This is a genomic window from Sporosarcina sp. QA0331, assembly GCF_055808055.1.
The window spans coordinates 223,393-246,365 of the sequence record NZ_CM147850.1 but is presented as its reverse complement, the minus strand read 5'-3'; the positions used below and the strand labels follow the sequence as shown (position 1 = coordinate 246,365).

Sequence of the window (22,973 nt, the reverse complement as noted above, 5' to 3'; positions counted from 1 at the left end):
AGCCATGTCTGTTTAAAATCAGACATGGCTGCATCTTGACTTATTCCGTTTTCACTCTACATATATACACCATCGAAACGCTCTCAGCATGCAATTCATTCTCATCCCAATCGCCATACACTTGCACAATTTCAAACCCATTTGCGGCTACTAGTCTTTCCATTTCCTGCGGGAATGAATAGCGGAGGGAAATGCCGTCCTGCTCCTCAGCAATTAACGTATTATCTCGATAAATTCGACGATGTGTCCGGCAATCCAAGATCTGTGTTAAATGATCGTACACATCGCGATGGCTTTCAATCACCCGATTGCCATTTTTATCGACGTATTTTTCCTTGTACTCATCGACAGCAGAAAGCTCCTTCAATACTGGATTCCGTGTGTCAAAAATGAAGATGCCTCCATCCACCAAATGCCGACGGACAGATTGGAATAAAGCGTCCTGTGCTTCATTTGTTAGAAAGTGTTGAAAGGAATTTCCCGTCATAAAAGCTAGCGAACTTCTGACGGGAAGATTCAAATTCATGCAATCTTGTTGCATAAATTCAATCGTCACTTCCGCTTGTTCGGCTTTCCGTCGAGCCCTTTCCAACATGCCTTCATGAAGGTCTACTCCAACCATTTGGAATCCACGCTGTGCCATTGGAATCGTCAATCTGCCTGTTCCGCAAGCTAGTTCCAATATGGGATGATCCTGATTAACCCATTTCAGAATGATGCCTAAGTCCTTCTGATACTTGTCATATAAATGATCGTACATTTCAGGATCGGCGTATTTTTCGAGGTTTTTTTCAAATATGTTTTGGTTCATTCAGTCATCACACTTCTTACTTTTTCAGGTATCATAACGACTTCTGTCTTTAAGTCCTCCGGTCGGAATGTTTCATCTATGCATTCATCCCAGAACTCCATATGCTTTTTATCTATCCAATGTTCAGATTGCTCTACTTCTTGTCCACCTTCACCTTGGACTGAATACCAATACAAATACTCATCACCGTTTAGGTCTTCTCTGAAAATAGTTTCAACATACATCTTTTCGCCCTCCAATGTTACGAGAACGTCTTTCATATTATCTTTCAAAAACGTTAGCCACTCATCAACCCTTTCTGATTTTCCTTTCTTCACGCGAAATCTTGTCAATTCTATATTCATCATTCATTTCCCCCTAATATACTGCTAACCAGCAATTGATTCTTTGCAGGATTGTCCCTTATAACTAACAACTTCCCCAAATAAGGTTGAAGGATCCCGTCCAGCTCTTCTCGTTCGCCTTCAAACTGCTTCGTCCATTTATACATGTTGCGAAGCATTTGAAAATCCGGTTTATACGCACATTCTTCCACGCCGATCATTTGCTTCACATATCTACTCAAAATCCTGATTTTCCGTTTCCATAATGGTGGATCCAGCCAAATGACAATGTCGGCCATGTCCAAAAGGATGTGATAGGACGGACGGTAAACACCTTCCGCAACCCAACTTCCCTTGGCATCCATTTGGTGAATGATTTTCACCTGTTCCTCAGGAGTCCGCTTGATCCGCTCACCATCCACGTTATAGTAAACAACAGCATCCAATTCAGTAAAAGGGAAACCCATTTGCTTTGACAATTCCTTCGCGTAAGTTGTTTTCCCACTTGCAACGATACCCATGATGAAGATTTTCATTGTCCACATTCCCGTTTTAAAATTTTCGTCTTTATTGCATTAATCTATATACTGTAATACCTCAATTACCTCTCCAATTTTATGAACATTTTTCGCTTCATTCGGTGCTTCCACATTAATCCCGAATCCTGTCATATCCATTTGGACAGCTAGTTCCATATCTACAATCGAGTCGCCTATTATAAAGGATTCTTCCAACTCAATTGCAGGGTACTATTCAATTGCTTGTTGAATCATCCCCGTTTGAGGCTTGCAACAATTGCAGCCTTCCTGCCGACTATGCGGACAGTAGAAAACATCTAAAATAGCTACGTCATTTCTGGTCAATTCATCCAACATTTTTCTATTTATCTCTTCATATTGCTGGAATGAAATATAACCTTCGTTAATCAAATATTGATTCGTAATGATAATAATTTTGAACCCACGTTCCAGAAACTGCTGTAACGCTTCTATCGAACCTGGAAGAAATTCGGGATGCGTAATAGTAGACCATTCCTCATCAAGATAGTCTTTTATGATTGTCCCATCCCTATCAAAAAATGCGATCTTCAACTTCCAACCCCCGTTCACATTTTAACTCTGAGACACTTCTCCGAAAGAATTCAATCGTCTTTTGCCAAGAATCCATGCTCGCCTGAGCGATATCATATTTATTCCCGCCTGTGAATGGACTGGCCGATACAGGAATGAAAGGAATTCCAACCTCATGCCCCGCCCCTTCGTATACGAGATGATTGTATTCATTCTTAAAATTGCTCTGCCGAAGCCTTTCCATTGTCCTTTCATTCAACCGCACGGAATCGAAACAAGCATCGTCCATTCCGGAAATCAACAATATCGATCCATTGATCTTTTCAACGGGAATGATCGCCTGTTCTGTTATTTGAGGATCTGAGATCAGGTAGTCGTACCACATGCGAAGCGGATTCTCCCCTGCTTGCCGCATAGCTCGACAGGCATTCGAAACTTCAACTGAATTGTCCGGACGTGCATACGGAATTGCTTTACCTTTATAAGTCCATGCTGGAGGCAATTCTTTTTGATCTGTCCATGGAACAATGCCGCAGTACACGACAGGCGGGCCGCTTAATGAAACCACTGCTGTTATGTCTTCAAAGTAGGTTGCTGCTAGTAAAGCAAGTTCTCCACCTTTTGATGTTCCATGCATTCCAAGCCACCCCTTGGCGACATCCGGTCGGGCTTTCAGCCAATGAATGGCGCCTTCTATGTACTCAAGTGGTATGTCAACAAGTTGTTTAGGTAAAGGCTCTTGTCCCCAATATCCTAAGGCAAGTACGTTAAACCCATGTGATGCTAATAAAGCAGCGGGAAACTCATAAATCCCACCTTCCGATCCACCAACTACGATAATCGTAGGTCTTACAGATGAATCGCCCGCATGAAAAAAAGTGCCTACTACCTCTTTTTCATTCACTGAAGTTTTAATTACGTCATCGGCGATCCACTTGCGTGTGATGTTTTTCGTATCGATCACCTTTCCATCACTTTCGAGCAAGATCGTTAAGGATTGAGGCTGCAGTTTATAAAATACTTCCTCGAAGTTTTCTTCTGTACGTTTAACCTGCAAAGACCAAAACAGGCCCATCCCATCGATGCCTTCATATGTACCTTCAATTGCAAAAGCCTTCTGCAAGTCGACGACACCATCTTCATCCGCCAAATATGTTCCATGAGATTCCATCAAATAAGTTGTAGATCCCCAATATGAATTTCGTTGTAATCTCACAGTCACCTTCTGGCTGTCCCCTAACCCTCTCACCCGTATACTAACTGGCCGATCAATCAATGGTGATTCCATGTAAATCTGTAATTGAGGTTTTTCCATCAGCGTTTCATCCCTTCCCCGTTGTTTCCCGATACCAAACGATTGCTTTCCTTTCAATCTCTAATGCAAGCTGCTCTTTCCCTTTTATGTACGATTCAATATCATAAGGAAATTGCTGCGCTAGCTTCTCTTTCAAATCCCCATATGTCTTCGCCTTTTCGGGATGCGCACGCAGGAAGTCGCGAAATGCAAGATGTCGATCGATTTCCGGAGAGCCATTCTCGTAAATATGAACATGATGCGTCCGGTCGTCCCCGCCTTTTTGAAAATAGCGACGTCCCACGATTCCATTCTCGCCCTTCGCTTCATACCCAGTTACGACCATTTTTCCGTCATACTGATCGACTTGCGTAATATCTTTCACGACAGGCATCATGTCGATGATAGGCTTTGCGGACAAACCGTGTATGGATGTGCTGCCAATATGGTGGATTTTGATTACTTCCGCACCAAATACTTCCTCTAATACAGCTGCTTCCTTTTCGAAATCCAGGCTCCATCTTTCAGAAAAAGGCATTACTTCTACCTTTCGCATAATGCACCTCCGCTCATCTGCTTATTGTCTGTTTTTTCATGCCATAGTTTCTTAGTTGAACAGCAATCATATTTATCCACGTAATGATTGGAATGAAAATGAATAACACTGTAATCCCTAAACTTCCAAATACACCTTGATCATTTTTAAGGAACGTATGAGCATCAATTTTATATAGAATGAAAAATACCAAACTCAGAACAACCGCATTTAGTAAGAAGGAAAAAACGACTACCCTTGCCCTACTCCATTTCCTAGGCATCACAAGACATAAATATGTGGAAATTATCAAAGTGGATAACAATACGACGATTACAATTGAATTCATAATAAATCCACCCACCTATCGACTCAATTTCCCTCGTACTCCTTATAAGCTGCAGTCCAATGATATGGCTGAACATCGGACAGCTTTTTGAACGTTAATTCCTTCCCGGGCAACGTGACCGCCACTTTTACATCAGGCCCCCAATAAAACAACCGCTCTTGGCAGACTCCACATGGTGAAAGCACCTTGAAGTCGGACGCTTCATCGTCCCGGACGACGCATATGGAGTGAGTAACCCTTTTATTCAACTTATGTGCCTCCAAAATCGAACCCGTTTCCATGCACAATTCCGTCGATGCATTAATAACTTCTGGGGCAACACTTGTTAAAATCGTGCCATCTTCCAAGCCCATAGCTGCTGCTCCGCCCCAGCCTGTAGGATATCGTTTCTTAATCAATTCAACAGTTGCATCATATAATGCTTTCTCAAAACTCATATATACTCCACCAATCCATTCAATATAAACTTCACAGGAAAAGGGCTAACAGAATGTATAATTGTTAGCCCCTCTATTGTCTAGTACTTATTTTTCCGAAGTACGAATCAGTTTCTTAATCAACCGAATTTGCCCGCGATGATTCAATTCATCTTCAAATACATGGAACCATTTAAAATACTTATTCATAGGCTCTCCTCCCCAATATGGAGCTGTTTCGAATAGCCATGAATCAGGCAATGTCCCGAAAGTGTCGATTGTCTTTTTTCTCGTTTGCTCCAGCTCTTCCAGATAGTATTCAATTGGATTCCCTTTAATTTGTTCCCGTGCTGCATCGCCAAGTTCCAATGCTGGATTCAGCAGTTGGATATCCTCTTCCGTGAAATCCCGGTCTTCAAATGTATCGATTTGATAAGCTTTTTCAACTGACACCATATGGGCGAGCAGCATACCGATGGAGTTAGCCTCTTCGTTATAGAGGAAATCCAATTGTTCCACTGTTAGATCTTTCACTTCCGCCAAAGTTGTCACCCTTGTATATTCCATCATTGTTGCCAATTTGCTAAACTCCAAGCTTAAGTCATCTTTTTGATCGATTACGTATAATCCTTGATTGCCCATTATAATTTCCTCCCATGTTCGAACCCATCTCTATAGTCAACTATTTTGGATTCCAGCTTCTTGCGCAACGCATTAATCCATTGAGGATTATTCAATTCGTTTTCAACATCTACTGTACGAAGGAGATCGGCAAAAGTAATCAAGTTATGAAAGCTTAAAAACATGGGGATTGCATTGATTTCATTATCTGTCACGTGTATTTTGCTTCTGTAACCTTCGAGAAACAGTTGAAAAGGTTTGTTCGAGAAATCAACATCCCCGTTAAAGACATCTCGCAAGGCAAATGCGATATCCGCCGAGTACCAATGCTCCATACTGCTCTCAAAATCGATCATATGGACATTGTCGCCATCCCAAATCAGATTATCGAGTTCGAAGTCAAAATGAATGATTCCATAATTGTCTTCATTGATTTCAAGGGTCATTAACCAAGCTTTGATTGCTTCAAGCTCCTTACGTGCCAAGCTTTCACTTTGAGGTAAAAAGCTCTCCAACTCGGCAAGTTGTTGAACATAATTATTCCGCGTACTGTTCTTTTGGGCAAACTGCTTTGAGTAACTATGAAGATTTCCTAAAGCTTCTCCCCATAAGTACAATTGCCTTTCCGATAGTTCTTCAACTTCATACTGGGTACCCGATAGATAGCGGAATACCACAGCCTGGAAAACACCCAAATCACTCTGCGCTTCCTCAACCATATTTCCGTTCTTCGATACAACAGGTATGTTTACACGAACCTTATTCATCGACAAGAAAGACAATAGTGCAACTTCCTCCACCAACTTATTTCGATCACCGTGTGGAGTCACCCGCAAAATGTACTTCTCACCGTTTCTTTCAAATACAAAAACGAAATTACTGCTCGCCCTCAAAAACTGGATAGAATCCTGTTCAAATCCCCAGTTTGCTAACAAACTGTGAACAAGTACATCGCTTTCATTTGACTCAAGAAAATCTCTCATTATGGACAACTGCATCATCTTTCTCTTCCTCCTAGGATTTCAAGAACAAAGATGTCAGGATAACGAGTCCATTCACCAGTCTTCCGCGGATGAAAAAAAGACTATCGATCCACGATAGTCTTGGATGAAGTAAAAGTCAGATTTCATCATCACCGGAAGGTACATAATTGGACATCGTGAATCTAATTGTTCTCGTATAAATTTCAAACCGACTCATGACATCACCTTCCTTTACGTAAATTTCCCAACAACTTAAATTCTACTATCCATTCTGATAATAGTAAATAGACTTTTACTTTCTTGTATCGTTTGACTGTTATTGTTATAATAGTCAAACGACTGTCACTAGGAGGATGGACATGGAGTTTGAAGTAAGCTTTAAAAATCCTGTACTTCGTGCATGGGTAATCATCATGGTACCTTCTTTCATTCTTGCGACACTTCTTTTATTTTTAACTAACATCCCTGGATCTTATATTTCTTTAACCTATTCAACAGGTTCTTGGGCAATTTTTGGTGCTTGGTTTCTACTTCATAAAAAAAGGAGAAAATTGACTAAAGGCTAATTCCCTTCCCTCCTGATAAGAAAAAGTATAACTGAATTATTCCTTATGAATTTCTCTGACCACAAATTCCTTTCAAATAATGAATCTTTTCAAAGTCCTTGAAATTATTATTCTCTGCCCTATAGCTATCTTTAGAGGAAGCTTGATAAACCGCCAAGTATTGTTCGACCGAAAGTAAATAATACTCTATGCCATCAGTGGAATGTACATCAAGCTCGCTTAATTGAATACCCGCAAAATCCGGGAGCGTATCGATAATGCCAAACTCAACTGACAGACTATCCTTCGTAAATTCATGTTCATGTAGATCAATCAATTCATAGCCAAGACGCTCCATGATCGACATAATGCCTGTCCAATCATGCAGCGCTGTCTCCGCAGGAGCTTCCCATCCCCTGCAATCTCCAGGAACATGAATATCGAGATCACTTGCATTCCAATTTCTTTTCGTGACAATTTCCAACCCAACCGATCCCATTAATAACGGAATGATATTGCTAGCATTTAAATCCTTTGCAATTTGTAGAAATGTATTGAACTTTTCATTAGCCATTCCCGTACTCCTTCAATTTTTGTTTCCAGTACTCCCATGCCTTCAAATACTCCTCCAAATCATGCGGATGCACTTTCTTACAAATGCCGATCCGTGTATACAACTGAAAAACAACTTCTTGTACCAAACGTGATGTACCCATCTCCACATTTTTTAATAAAGTAAATGCATCCAGCAATGTCACCATATCCAAATCATCCGGCGAAGAACAGAACGCATATGTGAAATCATAGATCACCGGGCCTACCATTGGATCCGGGTCAATTACACCGACAAGTTGATTCTGATGGAACACAAAGTTATGTACACCCGTATCGCCATGGAGAAGATATTTATCGGTTTGTCGCTCATCCCCCGCAAGTCGTTCGACAATCTGTTCCATTCGGACATAATCCTCATGCGGCAACAAATCCCCGACATTGTCATAAGCATACTCCAAGCTTATTCTGTTGAACTCAACCCAGTTTTGCCGAGGCGTTCCCCCTAATCGACCCCACGGAGCTTGCGAATCGTATTTTTCATAATGATTGAAAAGTCCTTCAACGAGAAGCTTCATCCAATCCGCCTTATTTCCTCGATTAACGTGAGTTGTTCCTTCAAAATATTCATAGAGAAAAAATCTCTTTTCTAGATCAACATAATAAACGTCAGGCAACAGCTCAATTTCTTTATATGTTTTTAAAAATTGCTCGACGACTCCAATATCTGCAGGATGATCATATTTTAGAATGCAAGAAGGATTGTCACTTTCTTGTACTACATACACCTGCCCATCGGTTGTTCCACTCGTCAGTTGCTTGATTTCTGCTTGGTCTCCTAAGAGCCCTTTGTTTTGCAAATCAATAATTGTTTGATTCATGTTAAATTCCTTCCCTATACACCTTCTGAAATTTACAATGTCCATCCGCTGTCGTTCCAATCAATGTAAACCCATTCTCTTCGTAATACGTACATAACTTTGGATTATTTGCGACACAATCAAGTCTAATTGTTTTATCTAGGTTTTCATCTATCCACTTTAAAATTTCTTTACCAATCCCACTTTTCATAAATTGCGGACGAACCGCCAATCGATGAAGATAAAGAACCTCCGAATTTTCTTCTAGCTCCCAAACATGCCGATCCCATTCACTCTGTTGGGAGTAGAGCGTGAAGGTAGCAATGATTTCATCGTTCTGACAGGCAAAATAAGTTACGCTATCTTTTATTGCTTGCCGTATTTCCTCATCCTCTCCGCCTTCCAATAAAAATCCCCATTGGTTGATGTCATTCTTGTGCAGCCAAGCAGCAACCTCTTTTAGCAAAGCTACGACGGTCGAAGCTTCTCCTATAGCTGCCTTACGAATTTCATATGTATTCATAATATCTCCCCCATTCCATTTATGAATTCTCTATACGTTTAGCAAATTCCTTTATTTCAAATGAAGGAGAAGATAGTTCATATGTCGAATGTATATTCCCATATAGATTTCTGGAGGGATTTACATGGGGAATGAATCACTTGTGTTGAATAAAAAAAGTTGGGATGAGGTGGCGCATCGGTTTTTCGGGCGGAATCCATTGCCAGAATACGGACCACTTGCGCCTCGGGAAGAAGATTTGAATTTACTTGGCGATATAGCTGGAATGAAGGCATTAGATATCGGCTGTGGAAGCGGACATTCTTTGAAATATATGGATTCCCGGGACGCTGCGGAACTATGGGGAGTGGACCTTTCAAAGACACAGATTGAAACGGCGAAGGAGTTGCTGATGGGTAGCAAAGCTCCTGTTCATTTATTCGAATCGCCAATGGAGGAAAATCCCGGGCTGCCTCTGTCATATTTTGATATCGTCTATTCCATTTTTGCGTTAGGTTGGACGACAGATTTGCGTCAGACGCTCACAAATGTGCACGACTATTTGAAACCGGGCGGTATTTTCGTTTTCAGCTGGGAGCACCCATTGCACAGCCGGGCAATCTTGATGGTTGAAGATTTTCATTTCAATAAATCCTATCACGAAGAAGGCGCTTATGATCACGAAGCTTGGCACGCTCCAGCGATCATGCAGCAGTATAAAGTGAGTACATATATCAATACATTAATCGAGTGTGGATTTGAAATTGAAAAGGTCGTCGAGGATGTTTCATTGACGGATGAGGATCGGGAAAGACATGCGAATCGGTGGTACTCGTATGAAAAGGCGAAGATGATGCCGACTACGTTGATAATTAAGAGTCGAAAGAAAGACAGATAAGGTACTGATGAAGGAGGAGATTCATTGGATATAACACTTGAAGCGCTACATATCAATGATGCGGAAAGTTTGTTTGAGTTTGAACTTGAAAACAGAACTTTTTTTGAAGAAATGGTTCCTTCACGAGGAGATGATTATTATATCTTTGAGGTTTTTAAAAGAAGGCATCAGGCTTTATTAGATGAACAAGCTCAAGGCAGTTCGTATTTCTATCTAATCAAAAATAACAATGGTTCTATCCTCGGAAGAATGAATGTAATAGATATTGATGAAACACAAAAAACTGGTCATGTTGGGTATAGGGTGGGGCAAAGATATATCGGGAAAGGCACTGCTAACAAAGCACTGAAGTTGTTACTAAAGGCCGCGAGCGAGATGGGGCTAGCTACAATTCAAGCGAAGACGACAACTAATAACAAAGCGTCTCAAATTGTTTTAGAGAAGAACGGATTTAAGCTTATAGCCACTCCTAATGAAGAATTTGAATTCGCGGGGCAAAAGGTGCAATTCCTACACTACGTTTGGAGTGATTCAAAATGAGAGAATTTATCGGTCTACTTTTTGCTTGAAGAAATTTGTTATGATTCGTAACGAAATGCCCGAATCCCCGTCTTATGGATAAAGGAGCGATATCATTGAAGAAAACGAGTATGCTGACTTTCATTTTGATTTTGCTATTATTGCCGGGTTGTCGGCTATCAGCTTTTGGTGGTCAGGTTGTAATTGATTGGGTGGATTTTATTCATTTTGACGGAAAAGAATACAACGGAATCCATTCCGGAGTTATAGCCGACAAAAGCTATATTGGAGAGAAGATTGGCACGGTTAAATTTAAAGTGGCGGACAATGTGAAAAATCCCAGTTATAAGATCAGAGACGGTGATGCCGCCTTCCACGAGAAGGGAACTGAAATCTTTCAAATAAAGGATCATCCGCATTTAATAGCCGTCAAGGACGATCGCGCCATCAATGGATATCGAGTTTACTTTTCAAGAGATGATGATATTGAATACCACTGGCATTTTAAAGATATGCCAATAGAAAAAGTCGTGATGATCGAGATTTACCAAACTGATCCTCCGGCAGACAGTAAATTGATTTCTAAATTAACAAAGGGCGAGGAAATTAATAGCTTCCTTCAATTATTAGTAAATAGCGAAGAAAATTCTAATTTCCAGTCAAACAGTGGAAGCGTAGACCCTATTTTTTATGAAATGATCTTTTATACTGATGAGCCAATTGCGTATAAATATTATATGCAATTCGATGGTGAAACTTATTATTGGAGCCCATGGAATACCTCTATTTTATCAGATGAGATACAAACGTTTATTGGCGGTAACTAAACCTTCAAATAACTGGCGCATATCCATAACATGGATTCGCGCCTTTTTGATTGAAGGATAGCTGTTAGCAATGCGGGCAAAATAAAACTTAAACCTTTAAGGAGGGATCGATGTGAGAGTGCGGATTTTATTACTACTCACCCTCATCTGTTTTCATTTTTCATCAATCGCAAGTGCAGACGCTCCATTAACAGCTGTATTTGTCCGTGATCATCAGTTATGGCTCAAAAAGGACGGGCAAGAAATACAACTTACAAAGGACCGTTATGTATACGCCCCGAAATGGTCATATGACGGTCACTTCATTGGCTATATTGATGGCGATGAAAAGGGAGAGAAGTCGGATTTATTCATTTACGACATGAAGGAAAAAGAAAGCTACCAGCACTATGTTAATTCCGTCACGTCGGACTTTAAATGGGCTCCGAATAAAAATCAAATAGCTTACACAGATCATGGTCTATTAAACGTGACCAAAATGGAGAATGGTCGACCGTATGGATTTGAAAATGTTTCATTAGGTGTAAGTGGCTTTGAATGGTTTCCAAACGGTAAAGAATTTATTGTCTCCTCTTCGTCCAACTTACTTCCAACTGGTTGGAGTCCTATCCCACTCTTTAGAATCCCAGTAGATGCAAATCTTGACAAAGATAAAATGAAACCTTTTTATACAATTCAAACTGAAATTCCTGACTTATTTGGGGTTGATGCCGATTATTTTAAGTGGAGTTCTGACGGGAAATGGGTTAGCTTTTTAGTGATTCCTACCGCTTCTTGGTCTATGGACAGTAATACACTAAGTGTTTTATCATCCAAAGGAAAACAATTTCAAGCAGTGGGAAAAATGTTAGGATTTAAAGATTGGTTTAAGTGGGCTCCTTCCGCCAATGAATTGGCTTATATATCAGGCGAGGGAAGGTTTTTTGTTGAAAACAAGAAAACGACGATTGCTGAAATCCCCATACTTAAACAACAAAAAGAATATACACCTAAAGGATTTGTTGACCTTGATTTGGAATGGTACTCCAAGGATTCAGTGATTGTAGCGCGTGCGCTAGAGAACAAGGAGTGGAAAGTAGGACCTACCCCAACTATGTTCACTTCCCTTTACACCATAAACATAAGAACCGGAGAACAAAAACAAATCACATTTCCAGGGAAGAATGAACTCGACGAAAATCCCCAAGTTGTCGGACCTTACCTTACTTGGTTGCGGAAGACAGCTGGGCAAGCTAATGGTGATGTATGGGTAAAAAACACGTTGAAGGGTGAAGAGTATAAATGGCTTGAAAATGTGGACTTTGCCCCAACGTTTTTTTCGGTCTCATCTTAACAATGCAGGAAGATGAAAGAGTAAATCAGAGCTGAGGTGGAACTTGATGGTTAAGTGGTACTCGATTTTATTAGGTTGCCTATTTTTGATATTTCCTATGCAAGTTGCTCAATCCGAAACTAATTATGAAATAGAAGGGATGTACGTCTCAACGGAAGACATTATTACTGATATATTATTTCCAATCATTGATAAAAGAGTAATCGAGGAGTATGGACAGGATACACTCATTAGCTGGGATTGGAAGAGAATCGTCGGTATAACCTACAATAACAATCATTCGTATGATGTTGCTGTAAGAATTGAAATCCCTTCAAAAAACTTTGTTAATGCTCAGGAAGATCTAGTTAAAGTACGAATATCCCCGTCTTGTGATAGTGACAAAATTAATAAGACAAAATGTAATCATGAGTTCGAAATTGAAATATTAGAATATATTCATTTGTCCTCATGAGTAATGTTTCCCAATAACTACAAAAACGCCTATGTAATCTTAGGCGTTTTTCATGTTCCCTTTATTCACAAGCCATTTCACCGCATCCAATAGATTTTCAGCAATATAATCCGGCTCTATGTCAGCCCATTCATCCCGCTATTGGGTTAAAGAACCTTCGCCCCACCCGGTCAAAACTAGAATTTTTATTGCGCCGACTGCGTGAGCGACCAATATATCTGTCGAACCGACATCGCCAATGAAGGCCGTTTTTGAAAGAACCACCCCATGTTTTTTTACGGCTTTCTGAAATATGCCGAAGCTGCTTATGTCATTCTTATCCTTCAGCATACAAACTTTCCACTTTGCACACCCTTCTTCCAGATAAGATTGCAATCGGAAGTTGATTGATTCCGACGTTAGGTTTTATTAAATGATTGTAACTTTTAACCTCATAGTTTTTTGAAAACTATAAGAAAGCTTATAGTAATACAAGCTATTGTACTTAAAGAATTTTCCCAATACCGATAATTTTTTTTATGTGGTAATATTTTATTCAATAGCTAGTTATTGCAGAAAATACAGAAAGTGTTGTTGCTAGTAAATAATCGCAATACAACCGTTCGCAGAAAAATATAATATCAGGAAGTTACAATAAAAAAAATCAAGAAAAACAAAACCTTAATTGCCAGCACTCTTGTATTAACATTAGGTTTCGGAACTGTTTATCCGGCTTATGCGAATTATTCCGAGCTCCCACCTTCAGAGGTATTTGTTCAAAAGGAATACGACTATAACGTTAACGGTCTTGATATTACAAGCAATGTCCCTTTAAATGATACTTTGTTAGAAAAGATTTATAATCAAGCAATTAATCTAGACTTGGGTGACAGCGGTGATATTTCTCCTTTTTGGGAAGACAATAGCGACACCTTAGTAAGAGAAACTAAACCATATTATAGGTATGTAAATAATCAAGCAACAAGAGAAGCAATAGAGATAATTAATGCATTGATTTTGAAGAAACTCCCTAAAAAAATCACAGATGATGTTCTAAAAAACTGGATTGCCATAAAAATACTTGGCTTTACAAAAAACTCAGTTGAAGATGCCTATGTAGGTTCATGGATTTCAAGTTCATGGAGTAACTACCACAATGAAAGACGTTATTACGCTACGCTGATTCATTTTACTGATGGAACTTATTCGACATCTATTAAAGTTGAATTTTGGGATTGTACTGATTGGTATAGATAAGCAAGATCAAATACAGGGTGTTTTTACACCCTGTATTTTGAATTTGATAATTGCAAAGCCCCGTTGTTGTGAACAGTGAAAAAAGAGAAAATAATCATAGTGGAATTGAAATATCAATAATTAGACAATATACCACTTATTTACGAGGAGGTTTATCAATGGAGAAAGGTGCCTCTGCACTAATATTATTTATTATTTCTTTCTTGATGTATAAGGACTTTTTTCCAGAAGGAGAAACCTATGCTTTAAGTTTTGCTATTTTTGTATATTGTGCATATTTATTATGTCGTTATATGGTGGAGAGAGGGCCAAGCCTTTCAAAAGAAGTTAAAGACATTATATCCCAATCATTACTAACTGCTTATTTCGTTTTGTTGATATTTGTTTTTACTATATTAAACGGTAAATCTTCGGTTGGAATATCTTTTAATAATATTTTCTTTTGGTTTGTGTTATTGCTTGTGATAATTGAATTGATTACACGTTGGCGAAAGGTTAAGAGAGCTATCAACTAGAAGAGCTAGATAGATTAATTAGCTTACAAGAAAAAAATTGCAAAGTCGCGAAAAACAATGACATGAAATTTTTAAATAACGCTTAGTATTTTATAACAGAATACCATGCAACATTAAAACGCCTATGCATTCATAGGCGCTTTCTTAGATATCTTCCTCTATTTAGAAGCAAGAACAAGCCTTTTCACCGCATCCAACAAGTTTGCAGCGATATAATCTGGCTCTATGTCAGCCCATTTATCCCGATATTGGGTTAAAGAACCTTCGCCCCACCCGGTCAAAACTAGAATTTTCTTCGCACCAACTGCATGAGCTGCTAACATATCTGTCGACCCAACATCGCCGATGAAAGCCGTTTTCGAAAGATCCACATTATGTTTTTTCGCTGCTTCCCAAAGAAGACCGGGATTTGGCTTGCGGCATTCGCATCCTTCCGAGGAGCCGTGCGGACATATGAAGGCATCGTCAAAACCAAACTTCATGAATTCATCGATAAAATCTTCAACGCTCGCCTGTCCTTTGCTTATCCGGTGCTGGTTTGTACAGGCGAAGGTCTTAATTCCGTTATCCCCCAAAAGTTCAAGGGCTTCTTTACTAAAAGTATAGGGTGTGAAATCTCTCGGGTGAATAAAGTGTCCGGTTCCTCCTATTGTTCCATCCCTGTCTATAAAGACTGCCTGCAACTTTTCCATTTGCCACACCCTTTCATATGACTTCCTTTACTGCATTGTCTGCCCATAAGGAACAGTCATCAGCTCCACTTCAAGTTGTCGGCCATCCCTCATTACGGTAAGCATAATCATTTTGTTAGGCTCTGTTTCTGAAACGATGAGTTCCACATTGTCATAAGAGTCGGTTTCGAGGCTGTTAACATGAGTTATAACATCCCCAACTTCAACTAATCCGTCTGCGGGGGTATTCGGTTGGATTTTGACCACTTTTGCCCCAGGAATGCCGCTTGGATTCGTCCGATGCAAAACGCCTATCCAGCTTCTCCAAAAATTCGAGCGCAAATCTTCATTTCCTTCATAGATGCTTTTTAAATTTCTCATGAACTGATACGTGCCGAACGCCATATTATCCGCTTGCATCATTTCAAAATCGCCCGACCAGATGCCTGTATATTCAATCGACACGACAGATCCGCCATCTTGCGGCGTGATCGTCCAAATGGTCAGTTCCTTTTCCTCCCCTTCAAGTGTGAGCTTCTGGTTTTCCTCGAGCTCGACGATCGTGCCGACATAGCTGACACCCCATCCGTAATCGAGACTAATAGTTCCCCCAATACGGATATCTAGCTCACAGTTCCGTGTTTCCCAACGATTCCGTTCTTCCGGTACAGTCAGCGCCTTCCACACTTTTTCCGGCGACACCTTCACAAAAATCTCGCGTTTTACCGAATCAATGACCTTCTCCATCGTTCTCCCCCTCTAAATAAGATTTCAATTTCGATAGCTTGTCTTCTAAAATAGTTCCCATTTCCTGCTGAAGCTTTTCATAGTGATGTGTAAAATTGTCCCTCTTTAAGCTGTAAATACGATATTTCCCTTCTCTCCTTTCCGCCACCAAATCCTCTTCCACCAAAATTGCAAGATGCTTCTTTATGGCAGGCTGCGAAATGGTAAATCGATCAACCAGTTCGGACTGCGTATACTCATGCAGTGACAATAAAGTTAGTATTTTTCTTCGAGTCGGATCTGCAATTGCCCGATAAATATCCGTCATGTCTAAGCCTCCACATCATATAACCATTTGGTTATAAATAAAGCATAACAAATAATAGATCGAAAAACCAATAAAAATCTGACTATTTATTAAAAATTCCTTCTAGCGGTTCCCACGGATAGATGGTCGCTTCAAACTTCTCCTCAATTACCGCAGGATCGTTATTAGCAAACAGCTGCGCCTCCTCCAAGCTATCCACTTCAAGAATGATCAATCCACCGGTATGATCCATGAATGGCCCGCCCGCAATCAGAATCCCTTTCGCTAATGCTTCCCTCACATACTCCCTGTGCGGGACAAGCCCTTGCTCCCAATGTGGCTTCCCTTCTTTCCACGCCTTCCCTGTCGTGAAATGAATGACGAATTTCATGTAAATCCCTCCCCTCCCCGCTTACTTCGACGTAACTTCAGCCAATACCTCTCGTGCGAAATGGTAGAAAGAGGAATGGGGCATGTTGTGGAGTTTTTCAATTGTTTTTCTTGCCAGTTCCTCGGCCCTCTTTTTATTGCCTAAATGATATAGGCAAATTGCTTCATAGCTGTTAGATAAGACGCGTATCGCCACATCACTTGGGCTTAATTGGATCCTTTCGTTGAGCATTATTGGATTTTCATTGAACAGTTGCAAGGCATTCTCGTACCGTTTTAACCTCGTTAGCACCCTTGCTTGTAGATTTTTCACAAATGAAATATAGCTATCTTTCGCCTCTTTAGAAAAATATGAAGACTCATTCACTTTCTTTTGCAACTGCTCAGCAATATATAATGCCTTTTCGTAATTCCCCTCAAAAAATTCTTCTAAAAAGATACTTGTCAGCTCATGTTCAAACTCTAACCCTTTATTCTTAACGAGTTGAGCGAACAGACGGCATTCTTCTACGTATTGTCTTGCTGACTCCATCTTTTGCTCACCATAATAAAGCCACGCTTTTGCATTAAGCAATGCATAATAATGTTGAAGTACTAGTTGCCCTTGGGAAAACTCAATGATTTCATCCAATTCCTTGTGCGCTTCCTTAAATTGGCCAAGTGCAGAATAAGTAAATGTTTTGGAAGAAATTAGACTGATATACATCGCTCTCGTTTCATAGCTGTCCATAATGGTTAATTGGTCCACAGCCTCTTCGATGATCCGAATCGTCTCGCTGTAATTTGCACGGTCAAACTCAATTTCCGCCAGAAACTCATAACATTTACAAATCCGCCACTCCATTTGCATCCCTCTGTAAAGTTCAATAGCTTTTGTTATAAAGGAACCCCAATCATTCGGGCTAATCTTGGTGTACTCATCAATCGCCAAAACATATAGCCGATACAAACTCTTCGCGTAAATTTCGTACAACCTTGCAGCCTCATAGCCTATCGGATTCTTCTCCAAAATGGGTTTCATCAAACTAACTGCTTCAACAACATTTTCCACACCATGCTGATTCAACAATTCAATTACTTCTTTGAGTAAAAGCCGCATCTTTTCACGGGGGACTTCCTCTACCAGTTCGGATATATCCACATCTAGCTGCCGAGCTATATGCTGTAGCCGCTCGATGGAAGGCTGTGTCTTCCCGTTTTCGATTAAACTGATCATCCCTCTGGAGACGTGCTCATTCGCGACGTCTGAGATGGTCATATTTTTCGCGGTGCGTATGCGTTTAATGTTTTCTCCGACATGGGTCAAGTTCCTTCACCCTTTTCAATGTTTTATTACTTGTAAGTATAGCAAATTTAATTAACAAAACTATTTTGTTTAATATATTGAACACGAATACCATTTGTGCTAAGTTCAATATATTAAACAACTAAGGGGTTGGGAGAATTGATCAAAAGAAATATGTCCTTAATTGTGACGAACCAATTTTTAACGGTGCTTGCGGACAGTATTTTCACCATTTCCATCATGTGGTATATGTACGACATAACACAGTCGCCGCTTTCTTCTGCATTAGTGACTGCTGTCGGCGCAATGACGGCCGTTTTCATTGCGCCTTTCATCGGTGTCCTTGTCGATCGAAAAGAACCGAAGTCTTCAATGCAGATCGGGTACCTTATCATGGTGGCAGTCGGCGTTTTATTGACACTCGCCTATCTGTTTTGGTTGGATGGCGTCGCTTTTGCGATCTACGCAGCGCTCATCGTCCACAATATTTGCATGACATTCATAGGTCCAGCGAAAAATAAGCTGTTACCGCGGATTGTCGGCGTTGACCGAATTGTCAAAGTGAACGGTTATATATCTTCCACAAGCGAGACGTCTTATTTGATAGGCCAGGGGATTAGCGGCGTGTTGATTACGATTATGGGGTTCGTCGGTGTCATGCTGTTGCATTCAGGAGTATATATCATTGCGAGCATCTTATTGATCTTCGTTATTAATATTTCGCTGCCGCGGGCTGAGGAGGAAACAGAAAGTGCGCCTGCGAAAAAATCTTCCATGCTTGCCGAATTCAAAGAGGGATGGACTGTCTTGCGGAATAATCGGCCTATCTTGAAGTTGTCAATCTTGGCTTCTTTAATGAATGCAACTACGATTGCAGGGGCTTTGATGGTCGTATTGATTACCGATCAATATGGAGGGAATGCATTTCAATTTGGTTTGTTCGGCGCTTTTGCAGCTGTAGGGGGAATATTGATTGGGCTAGTTGCGGATAAAGTCACCTCATTCGCGAAGCCATATATGGTCTTGTTCATTTCCTTAGCGGGGGCGGGAGCAGCGTTTATGTTTATGGGCGTTACATCGGATCTCTACGTGGGCATTGTTTTATATGTAGCAATGAATACACTCATGACGATATATGGCGTTTTATACAACTCCTTACTTATCGTGTTAGTCCAGGACAAATTCAGGGGCAGGGTCTATACGTTGAATAGTGCAATTGCAACTTTTCTAATGCCGGCGTTTGCCATAGCGGGTGGGATTATTGCCGAGTGGGGCATCTCCGTCAACCAATTATGGGTTGGCGCCGGTATTTGGGTGATACTTCTCTCACTCGTTTTCTTGTTTGACCCGGATCTGCGGGGTGTTCAGAAAGTTTCAGAGGAAAAAGTTGATGTTGGGGATGTGGCTGTTGAGGGGGAATGAAAAGTATGAGTGCAGGTGGATTATTACCGCTTCGATTGAGTTTATCACCGACTCTCGGCGTGTTATCACCGACATGAACTGGTTTATCACCGACTTTCGAGGCGTTATCACCGACTCTATACACTTTATCACCGACTCGACCAAAAATCATAGTTTATCAAAGAGACCTCCAGCGATTGTTTTGCGCGAGTTCGAACCTGTTTTGCTCGTCTCCTGACTATAGGACCAGTCAATCAACAAATAACATGCACACAGCCACCCCCGCTGTGTGCATCACCATACAATCTATCAACTATAAACAGGCTTATCCTGTAAGCGCAGCTTGAAGTCCAAATGGGCTGTGTAGAAGTCGGTTTCCAACCCTTTTTCCGCTCCGTCGTGTTTCTCCAATTTTGTAATGAGCGTTCCGCGCACCCCATTTGCGACATCGTTGTCCAAGTATTGATTCCCTTCGAAGAATACTTGGGAAATCAACGGATCGCCGTTTTGCGGTTTGAATAGGAAGTGGAGATGGGCAGGCCGGAATGGATGGGAGTCGATCCACGTCAGGAATTTGCCTGTCGGGCCGTTCGTTGGAATTGAATAGTCACCTGGTACAACCGTCTGCACTTCGAATTTTCCATTCTCGTCCGTGAATAGCACCGCGCGCAAGTTTTCGGCTGGAATTCCTTCTGCAAATCCGGAATACTCACCGTTCGTGTCCGCTTGCCAAATATCTACTTTCGTATTCGGCAGGGGATTGCCGTCTACATCTGTAACAGTTCCGCTAAAGAAAAACACGTCGCCTTGCTCGTCATCGCGCATCGGCATGACGCCTGGATTTTCGATTTCAGCCGCATTCGGAAGATAGAAAGGTCCAAGGATTGTCGGCTCTGTCCCCTCTACATTTTTATACATTTCCTGAAGAGCGTGAGTTTCGAAGAACACGTCCATGAACAGCGGAATTTCGCCAGCACGTCCGAGTTCATCCGCCCAATTGACGAGCGCCTGATAATCGTTATGATCGAGCTCATGCTCCCGAATTAATTCCTTAAATTTAACGACCATTCCATTGTAAACATCTACCACTTTTTGATTCATCTCTTCATCCTTTCATTTTTTATTAGTAATCCCTTGCATAATGGAAGATTTTCTCCACATCCATCTCCACGCCATAGCCTGGTCCGCTCGGGACTTTCAACTGAAAATCATCATAGGAAATCACATTTGTCGTAATCGTGTCTGTGAATAAAAGCGGACCGAACAGCTCCGTGCCGTACTTCATTTCAGGGATGGTCGAATAGAGATGAGCACATATTGCCGTTCCGAGCGACGATTCGATCATCGTTCCACCGTATAGCGAAATGCCCCCCGCTTCCGCAATGGCTGCCACCTTTTTCGTCGCAGTAAGACCTCCCACATTCGCGGGCTTGATGGAAAACACATTCCCCGCCCGATGCTTCGCCACTTGATAGGCCTCTTCCAACGAACTTAGCGACTCGTCCGCCATGATCGGCACACGGAACCTCGACGTAAGGCGTGCCATCCCTTCCTTATTCCAAGCAGGCAACGGCTGTTCTATCAAATCAATGCCGCCATCCTCCAACGCTTCAATACAATACATCGCCGTCGTCTCGTCCCATGCTTGATTGACATCGACTCGGACGCTCGCTTCGTCACCGACAGCTTCCTTGATCTTTAGCACATGGGCGACATTCCTTTTCGGATCACCCATGCCGATTTTCAACTTGAAAATGTTATGCCGTTTTGCATGCAAGCTTTCCTTCGCCTCTTCAATATCCCTTCGCGTATCCCCGCTCGCGAGCGTCCATGCGACCGGCAACGATGCGTGAATCTGTCCGCCGAACAATTCATGGACAGGAATCCCCTTTTCCTTAGCCGCAAGCTCGACGATTGCCGCTTCCACTGCTGCCTTTGCAAACGTGTTCCCTACGACATTCTTGTTGACGGTATATGAAATCGCATCGAAATGGGCCGCATTCCGCCCGATGACAAAAGGCTTTATATACATTTCAATATTCATCTTGATCGCTTCCGGTGTCTCCGCACAATACGAAGCACCACCGATCGTCGCGACTTCCCCCCAGCCTTCCAGCCCACCCTCTCCTGTCACCCGGACGAGGATGATCGTCTGCATGACAATCGTATGCATCGCTAGCTGGTGCGGCCGGATTGTCGGAAGGTCGACAATGAGGACATCAAGCGTTTGAATAATGTTCATATGCGGAATCCCCCTCCACGAAATGCGCGTCCGTACTTTCCCGTACTTGCTCGAGCGTGATGTCCGGCATAAGCTCTGTCAAAACCAGCTGTTCATTCACGACTGTGAAAACAGCCAATTCCGTAATGATCATATCGACGCTGCGGGTTGACGTGATCGGGAATGTGCATGATTTCATCAGCTTGCTTTTGCCTTCCTTCGTCAAATGAGAAGTCGTCACGATCACTTTCTTAGCGCCGACAAGCAAGTCCATCGCGCCTCCGACTCCGATAATGTTTTTTCCCGGGATGGCCCAGTTGGCGATTCGTCCGTTTTCATCGACTTGAAGGGCGCCGAGAATCGCAACATTGATATGCCCGCCACGAATCATCCCGAACGATTCTGCACTGTTGAAAAACGAAGCTCCTACTCGTTCGCCGACCGGCAATTTCCCTGCGTTCACTAAGTTCGGATCCTCTTCCTCAACATCCGTTACGCCTAACAGACCGTTTTCCGTATGAAAATGGATGAGGTCATCATCGATGTACTTCGCGACGAGTGTCGGAATGCCGATGCCTAAGTTCACGACAGAAGGGCCGATCAATTCACGGGCAGCACGCTTTGCAATCAATTCTTGAACATTAGCGATGGACGACACCTTCCTTCGTCAGGATTTTGTTCGCAACGAGGAGCCGATCGACAAATAGATGGGGCGTGACGATTTCTTCCGGGGACAGCTCACCGACCGCGACAATCTCATCCACTTCAGCAATGACGAGGTCAGCGGCAGTCGCCATGACCGGGTTGAAATTCCGAGCGGTCTTATAATAGATGAGATTGCCGAGTGTGTCCGCCTTATGTGCACGGATCAGCGCTATATCTGCTCGCAATGCATGTTCGAAAACATAGGGCTCTCCATTAAGTTCTCGTACCTCTTTCCCTCGCGCAAGCTCTGTCCCGACGCCGGTTTTCGTATAAAAGCCACCGATTCCCGCGCCACCCGCACGCATCGCTTCCGCCAACGTCCCTTGGGGCAGAAGCTGGAGATCGATTTCCCCACGCTGATACGCTTCACCGACTTCCCGGTTGCTTGTAAAATAGGAGCCGATAGCTTTTTGGATTTTTCGTTGACGGAGTAAGACGCCTAGCCCTTCACCCGCTTCGCCGAGGTTATTGCTTATGATTGTCAGCCCATCGACATCTTTCCTCGTTAGGCCATCAATCAAAGTGAGCGGCGCGCCGACGAGGCCGAAGCCTCCTACCATGATTGTCATCCCGTTCTTAATTGCAGAAAGAGCATTTTCAACCCGTTCATAGACGATGGCCATA

Annotated in this window: 32 protein-coding genes; 9 read left to right on the top strand and 23 right to left on the bottom strand. The window is 41.9% G+C overall.

Annotation, left to right across the window (positions count from 1 at the left end):
• Positions 1-40: 40 nt before the first annotated feature.
• The 10 genes from AC0L13_RS01330 to AC0L13_RS01285 form a co-directional block, all read right to left on the bottom strand.
• Positions 41-811: a class I SAM-dependent methyltransferase gene (locus AC0L13_RS01330; protein WP_473643174.1), complete on the bottom strand. Its 771-nt coding sequence runs from the start codon at positions 809-811 to the stop codon at positions 41-43.
• Positions 808-1,155 (bottom strand): DUF6176 family protein, encoded by a 348-nt coding sequence (locus tag AC0L13_RS01325; RefSeq protein WP_473646803.1) that lies wholly within the window; start codon positions 1,153-1,155, stop codon positions 808-810. Before AC0L13_RS01325 ends, AC0L13_RS01330 begins: the two co-directional genes overlap by 4 nt.
• Positions 1,155-1,670 carry a P-loop NTPase family protein gene (locus AC0L13_RS01320; protein ID WP_473643172.1) on the bottom strand — a complete coding sequence of 172 codons (516 nt, stop codon included), beginning with the start codon at positions 1,668-1,670 and terminating at the stop codon, positions 1,155-1,157. Before AC0L13_RS01320 ends, AC0L13_RS01325 begins: the two co-directional genes overlap by 1 nt.
• 213 nt (positions 1,671-1,883) lie before the next feature.
• Complete coding sequence (locus AC0L13_RS01315; protein ID WP_473643170.1) at positions 1,884-2,225, bottom strand: HAD-IIIA family hydrolase; 342 nt, start codon at positions 2,223-2,225, stop codon at positions 1,884-1,886.
• Positions 2,206-3,519: an acyl-CoA thioesterase/bile acid-CoA:amino acid N-acyltransferase family protein gene (locus tag AC0L13_RS01310; protein WP_473643168.1), complete on the bottom strand. Its 1,314-nt coding sequence runs from the start codon at positions 3,517-3,519 to the stop codon at positions 2,206-2,208. Before AC0L13_RS01310 ends, AC0L13_RS01315 begins: the two co-directional genes overlap by 20 nt.
• Positions 3,520-3,526: 7 nt before the next feature.
• A complete protein-coding gene (locus AC0L13_RS01305) occupies positions 3,527-4,054 on the bottom strand; it encodes a GrpB family protein (protein ID WP_473643166.1) in 528 nt (175 codons plus the stop codon).
• Between the two features lie 13 nt (positions 4,055-4,067).
• Positions 4,068-4,382, bottom strand: coding sequence for a hypothetical protein (locus AC0L13_RS01300; protein ID WP_473643164.1), 315 nt, complete (start codon positions 4,380-4,382; stop codon positions 4,068-4,070).
• Between the two features lie 23 nt (positions 4,383-4,405).
• Positions 4,406-4,819: a cytidine deaminase gene (locus AC0L13_RS01295; RefSeq protein WP_473643162.1), complete on the bottom strand. Its 414-nt coding sequence runs from the start codon at positions 4,817-4,819 to the stop codon at positions 4,406-4,408.
• Between the two features lie 87 nt (positions 4,820-4,906).
• A complete protein-coding gene (locus AC0L13_RS01290) occupies positions 4,907-5,440 on the bottom strand; it encodes a DinB family protein (RefSeq protein WP_473643161.1) in 534 nt (177 codons plus the stop codon).
• The gene (locus AC0L13_RS01285) at positions 5,440-6,420 is read right to left on the bottom strand and encodes a phosphotransferase enzyme family protein (protein WP_473643159.1); all 981 of its coding nucleotides are present in this window, start codon (positions 6,418-6,420) and stop codon (positions 5,440-5,442) included. Before AC0L13_RS01285 ends, AC0L13_RS01290 begins: the two co-directional genes overlap by 1 nt.
• A gap of 341 nt (positions 6,421-6,761) precedes the next feature.
• Here AC0L13_RS01285 and AC0L13_RS01280 point away from each other — a divergent pair, with 341 nt between their 5' ends.
• A complete protein-coding gene (locus tag AC0L13_RS01280; protein WP_473643158.1) occupies positions 6,762-6,968 on the top strand; it encodes a hypothetical protein in 207 nt (68 codons plus the stop codon).
• Between the two features lie 43 nt (positions 6,969-7,011).
• Here AC0L13_RS01280 and AC0L13_RS01275 read toward each other — a convergent pair whose 3' ends face one another.
• From AC0L13_RS01275 to AC0L13_RS01265, 3 genes are read right to left on the bottom strand one after another with little or no spacing between them, the layout of a single operon-like run.
• Positions 7,012-7,521 carry a phosphoribosylanthranilate isomerase gene (locus tag AC0L13_RS01275; RefSeq protein WP_473643156.1) on the bottom strand — a complete coding sequence of 170 codons (510 nt, stop codon included), beginning with the start codon at positions 7,519-7,521 and terminating at the stop codon, positions 7,012-7,014.
• On the bottom strand, positions 7,514-8,380 hold the full coding sequence (locus AC0L13_RS01270; RefSeq protein WP_473643154.1) for a phosphotransferase: 867 nt from the start codon (positions 8,378-8,380) through the stop codon (positions 7,514-7,516). The genes AC0L13_RS01275 and AC0L13_RS01270 overlap by 8 nt, the downstream gene beginning before the upstream one ends.
• A gap of 1 nt (position 8,381) precedes the next feature.
• A complete protein-coding gene (locus AC0L13_RS01265) occupies positions 8,382-8,882 on the bottom strand; it encodes a GNAT family N-acetyltransferase (protein WP_473643153.1) in 501 nt (166 codons plus the stop codon).
• Between the two features lie 124 nt (positions 8,883-9,006).
• On the opposite strand from AC0L13_RS01265, the gene AC0L13_RS01260 reads away from it, so the two are divergent.
• The 5 genes from AC0L13_RS01260 (at position 9,007) to AC0L13_RS01240 (ending at position 12,892) form a co-directional block, all read left to right on the top strand.
• The gene (locus tag AC0L13_RS01260) at positions 9,007-9,759 is read left to right on the top strand and encodes a class I SAM-dependent methyltransferase (RefSeq protein WP_473643151.1); all 753 of its coding nucleotides are present in this window, start codon (positions 9,007-9,009) and stop codon (positions 9,757-9,759) included.
• Between the two features lie 24 nt (positions 9,760-9,783).
• On the top strand, positions 9,784-10,299 hold the full coding sequence (locus AC0L13_RS01255) for a GNAT family N-acetyltransferase (RefSeq protein ID WP_473643149.1): 516 nt from the start codon (positions 9,784-9,786) through the stop codon (positions 10,297-10,299).
• Positions 10,300-10,394: 95 nt separating this feature from the next.
• The gene (locus AC0L13_RS01250) at positions 10,395-11,105 is read left to right on the top strand and encodes a hypothetical protein (protein WP_473643147.1); all 711 of its coding nucleotides are present in this window, start codon (positions 10,395-10,397) and stop codon (positions 11,103-11,105) included.
• 112 nt (positions 11,106-11,217) lie between these two features.
• Positions 11,218-12,438, top strand: coding sequence for a TolB-like translocation protein (locus AC0L13_RS01245; RefSeq protein WP_473643145.1), 1,221 nt, complete (start codon positions 11,218-11,220; stop codon positions 12,436-12,438).
• Between the two features lie 46 nt (positions 12,439-12,484).
• Positions 12,485-12,892: a hypothetical protein gene (locus tag AC0L13_RS01240; RefSeq protein WP_473643143.1), complete on the top strand. Its 408-nt coding sequence runs from the start codon at positions 12,485-12,487 to the stop codon at positions 12,890-12,892.
• Positions 12,893-13,030: 138 nt separating this feature from the next.
• Here AC0L13_RS01240 and AC0L13_RS01235 read toward each other — a convergent pair whose 3' ends face one another.
• Positions 13,031-13,222, bottom strand: a complete 192-nt coding sequence (locus AC0L13_RS01235) for an HAD hydrolase-like protein (protein ID WP_473643141.1) — start codon at positions 13,220-13,222, stop codon at positions 13,031-13,033.
• A gap of 492 nt (positions 13,223-13,714) precedes the next feature.
• Between AC0L13_RS01235 and AC0L13_RS01230 the strand changes: the two genes are divergently transcribed.
• Both AC0L13_RS01230 and AC0L13_RS01225 read left to right on the top strand, forming a co-directional pair.
• Positions 13,715-14,128, top strand: a complete 414-nt coding sequence (locus AC0L13_RS01230; protein ID WP_473643138.1) for a hypothetical protein — start codon at positions 13,715-13,717, stop codon at positions 14,126-14,128.
• A gap of 158 nt (positions 14,129-14,286) precedes the next feature.
• A complete protein-coding gene (locus AC0L13_RS01225) occupies positions 14,287-14,643 on the top strand; it encodes a hypothetical protein (protein ID WP_473643136.1) in 357 nt (118 codons plus the stop codon).
• 158 nt (positions 14,644-14,801) lie between these two features.
• On the opposite strand, the gene AC0L13_RS01220 is transcribed toward AC0L13_RS01225, so the two are convergent.
• The 5 genes from AC0L13_RS01220 to AC0L13_RS01200 form a co-directional block, all read right to left on the bottom strand.
• Complete coding sequence (locus tag AC0L13_RS01220; protein ID WP_473643134.1) at positions 14,802-15,335, bottom strand: HAD-IIIA family hydrolase; 534 nt, start codon at positions 15,333-15,335, stop codon at positions 14,802-14,804.
• 27 nt (positions 15,336-15,362) lie between these two features.
• Positions 15,363-16,061 (bottom strand): SRPBCC family protein, encoded by a 699-nt coding sequence (locus AC0L13_RS01215; protein WP_473643132.1) that lies wholly within the window; start codon positions 16,059-16,061, stop codon positions 15,363-15,365.
• The gene (locus AC0L13_RS01210) at positions 16,045-16,368 is read right to left on the bottom strand and encodes an ArsR/SmtB family transcription factor (RefSeq protein WP_473643130.1); all 324 of its coding nucleotides are present in this window, start codon (positions 16,366-16,368) and stop codon (positions 16,045-16,047) included. Before AC0L13_RS01210 ends, AC0L13_RS01215 begins: the two co-directional genes overlap by 17 nt.
• A gap of 82 nt (positions 16,369-16,450) precedes the next feature.
• Positions 16,451-16,738, bottom strand: coding sequence for a YciI family protein (locus AC0L13_RS01205; RefSeq protein ID WP_473643127.1), 288 nt, complete (start codon positions 16,736-16,738; stop codon positions 16,451-16,453).
• A 21-nt stretch (positions 16,739-16,759) separates the two neighbouring features.
• The gene (locus AC0L13_RS01200; RefSeq protein WP_473643125.1) at positions 16,760-18,043 is read right to left on the bottom strand and encodes a helix-turn-helix domain-containing protein; all 1,284 of its coding nucleotides are present in this window, start codon (positions 18,041-18,043) and stop codon (positions 16,760-16,762) included.
• A gap of 138 nt (positions 18,044-18,181) precedes the next feature.
• Here AC0L13_RS01200 and AC0L13_RS01195 point away from each other — a divergent pair, with 138 nt between their 5' ends.
• Positions 18,182-19,444, top strand: a complete 1,263-nt coding sequence (locus AC0L13_RS01195; protein WP_473643122.1) for an MFS transporter — start codon at positions 18,182-18,184, stop codon at positions 19,442-19,444.
• A gap of 288 nt (positions 19,445-19,732) precedes the next feature.
• Here the strand turns inward: AC0L13_RS01195 and AC0L13_RS01190 are convergent, their stop codons facing one another.
• The 4 genes from AC0L13_RS01190 to AC0L13_RS01175 are packed head-to-tail and all read right to left on the bottom strand — an operon-like array spanning position 19,733 to position 22,972.
• Positions 19,733-20,524 (bottom strand): dioxygenase family protein, encoded by a 792-nt coding sequence (locus AC0L13_RS01190; protein ID WP_473643120.1) that lies wholly within the window; start codon positions 20,522-20,524, stop codon positions 19,733-19,735.
• A 22-nt stretch (positions 20,525-20,546) separates the two neighbouring features.
• A complete protein-coding gene (locus AC0L13_RS01185; RefSeq protein ID WP_473643118.1) occupies positions 20,547-21,665 on the bottom strand; it encodes a muconate cycloisomerase family protein in 1,119 nt (372 codons plus the stop codon).
• Positions 21,643-22,302, bottom strand: coding sequence for a 3-oxoacid CoA-transferase subunit B (locus AC0L13_RS01180; protein ID WP_473643116.1), 660 nt, complete (start codon positions 22,300-22,302; stop codon positions 21,643-21,645). The genes AC0L13_RS01185 and AC0L13_RS01180 overlap by 23 nt, the downstream gene beginning before the upstream one ends.
• Positions 22,286-22,972 carry a CoA transferase subunit A gene (locus AC0L13_RS01175; protein WP_473643114.1) on the bottom strand — a complete coding sequence of 229 codons (687 nt, stop codon included), beginning with the start codon at positions 22,970-22,972 and terminating at the stop codon, positions 22,286-22,288. Before AC0L13_RS01175 ends, AC0L13_RS01180 begins: the two co-directional genes overlap by 17 nt.
• Position 22,973: the final 1 nt, after the last annotated feature.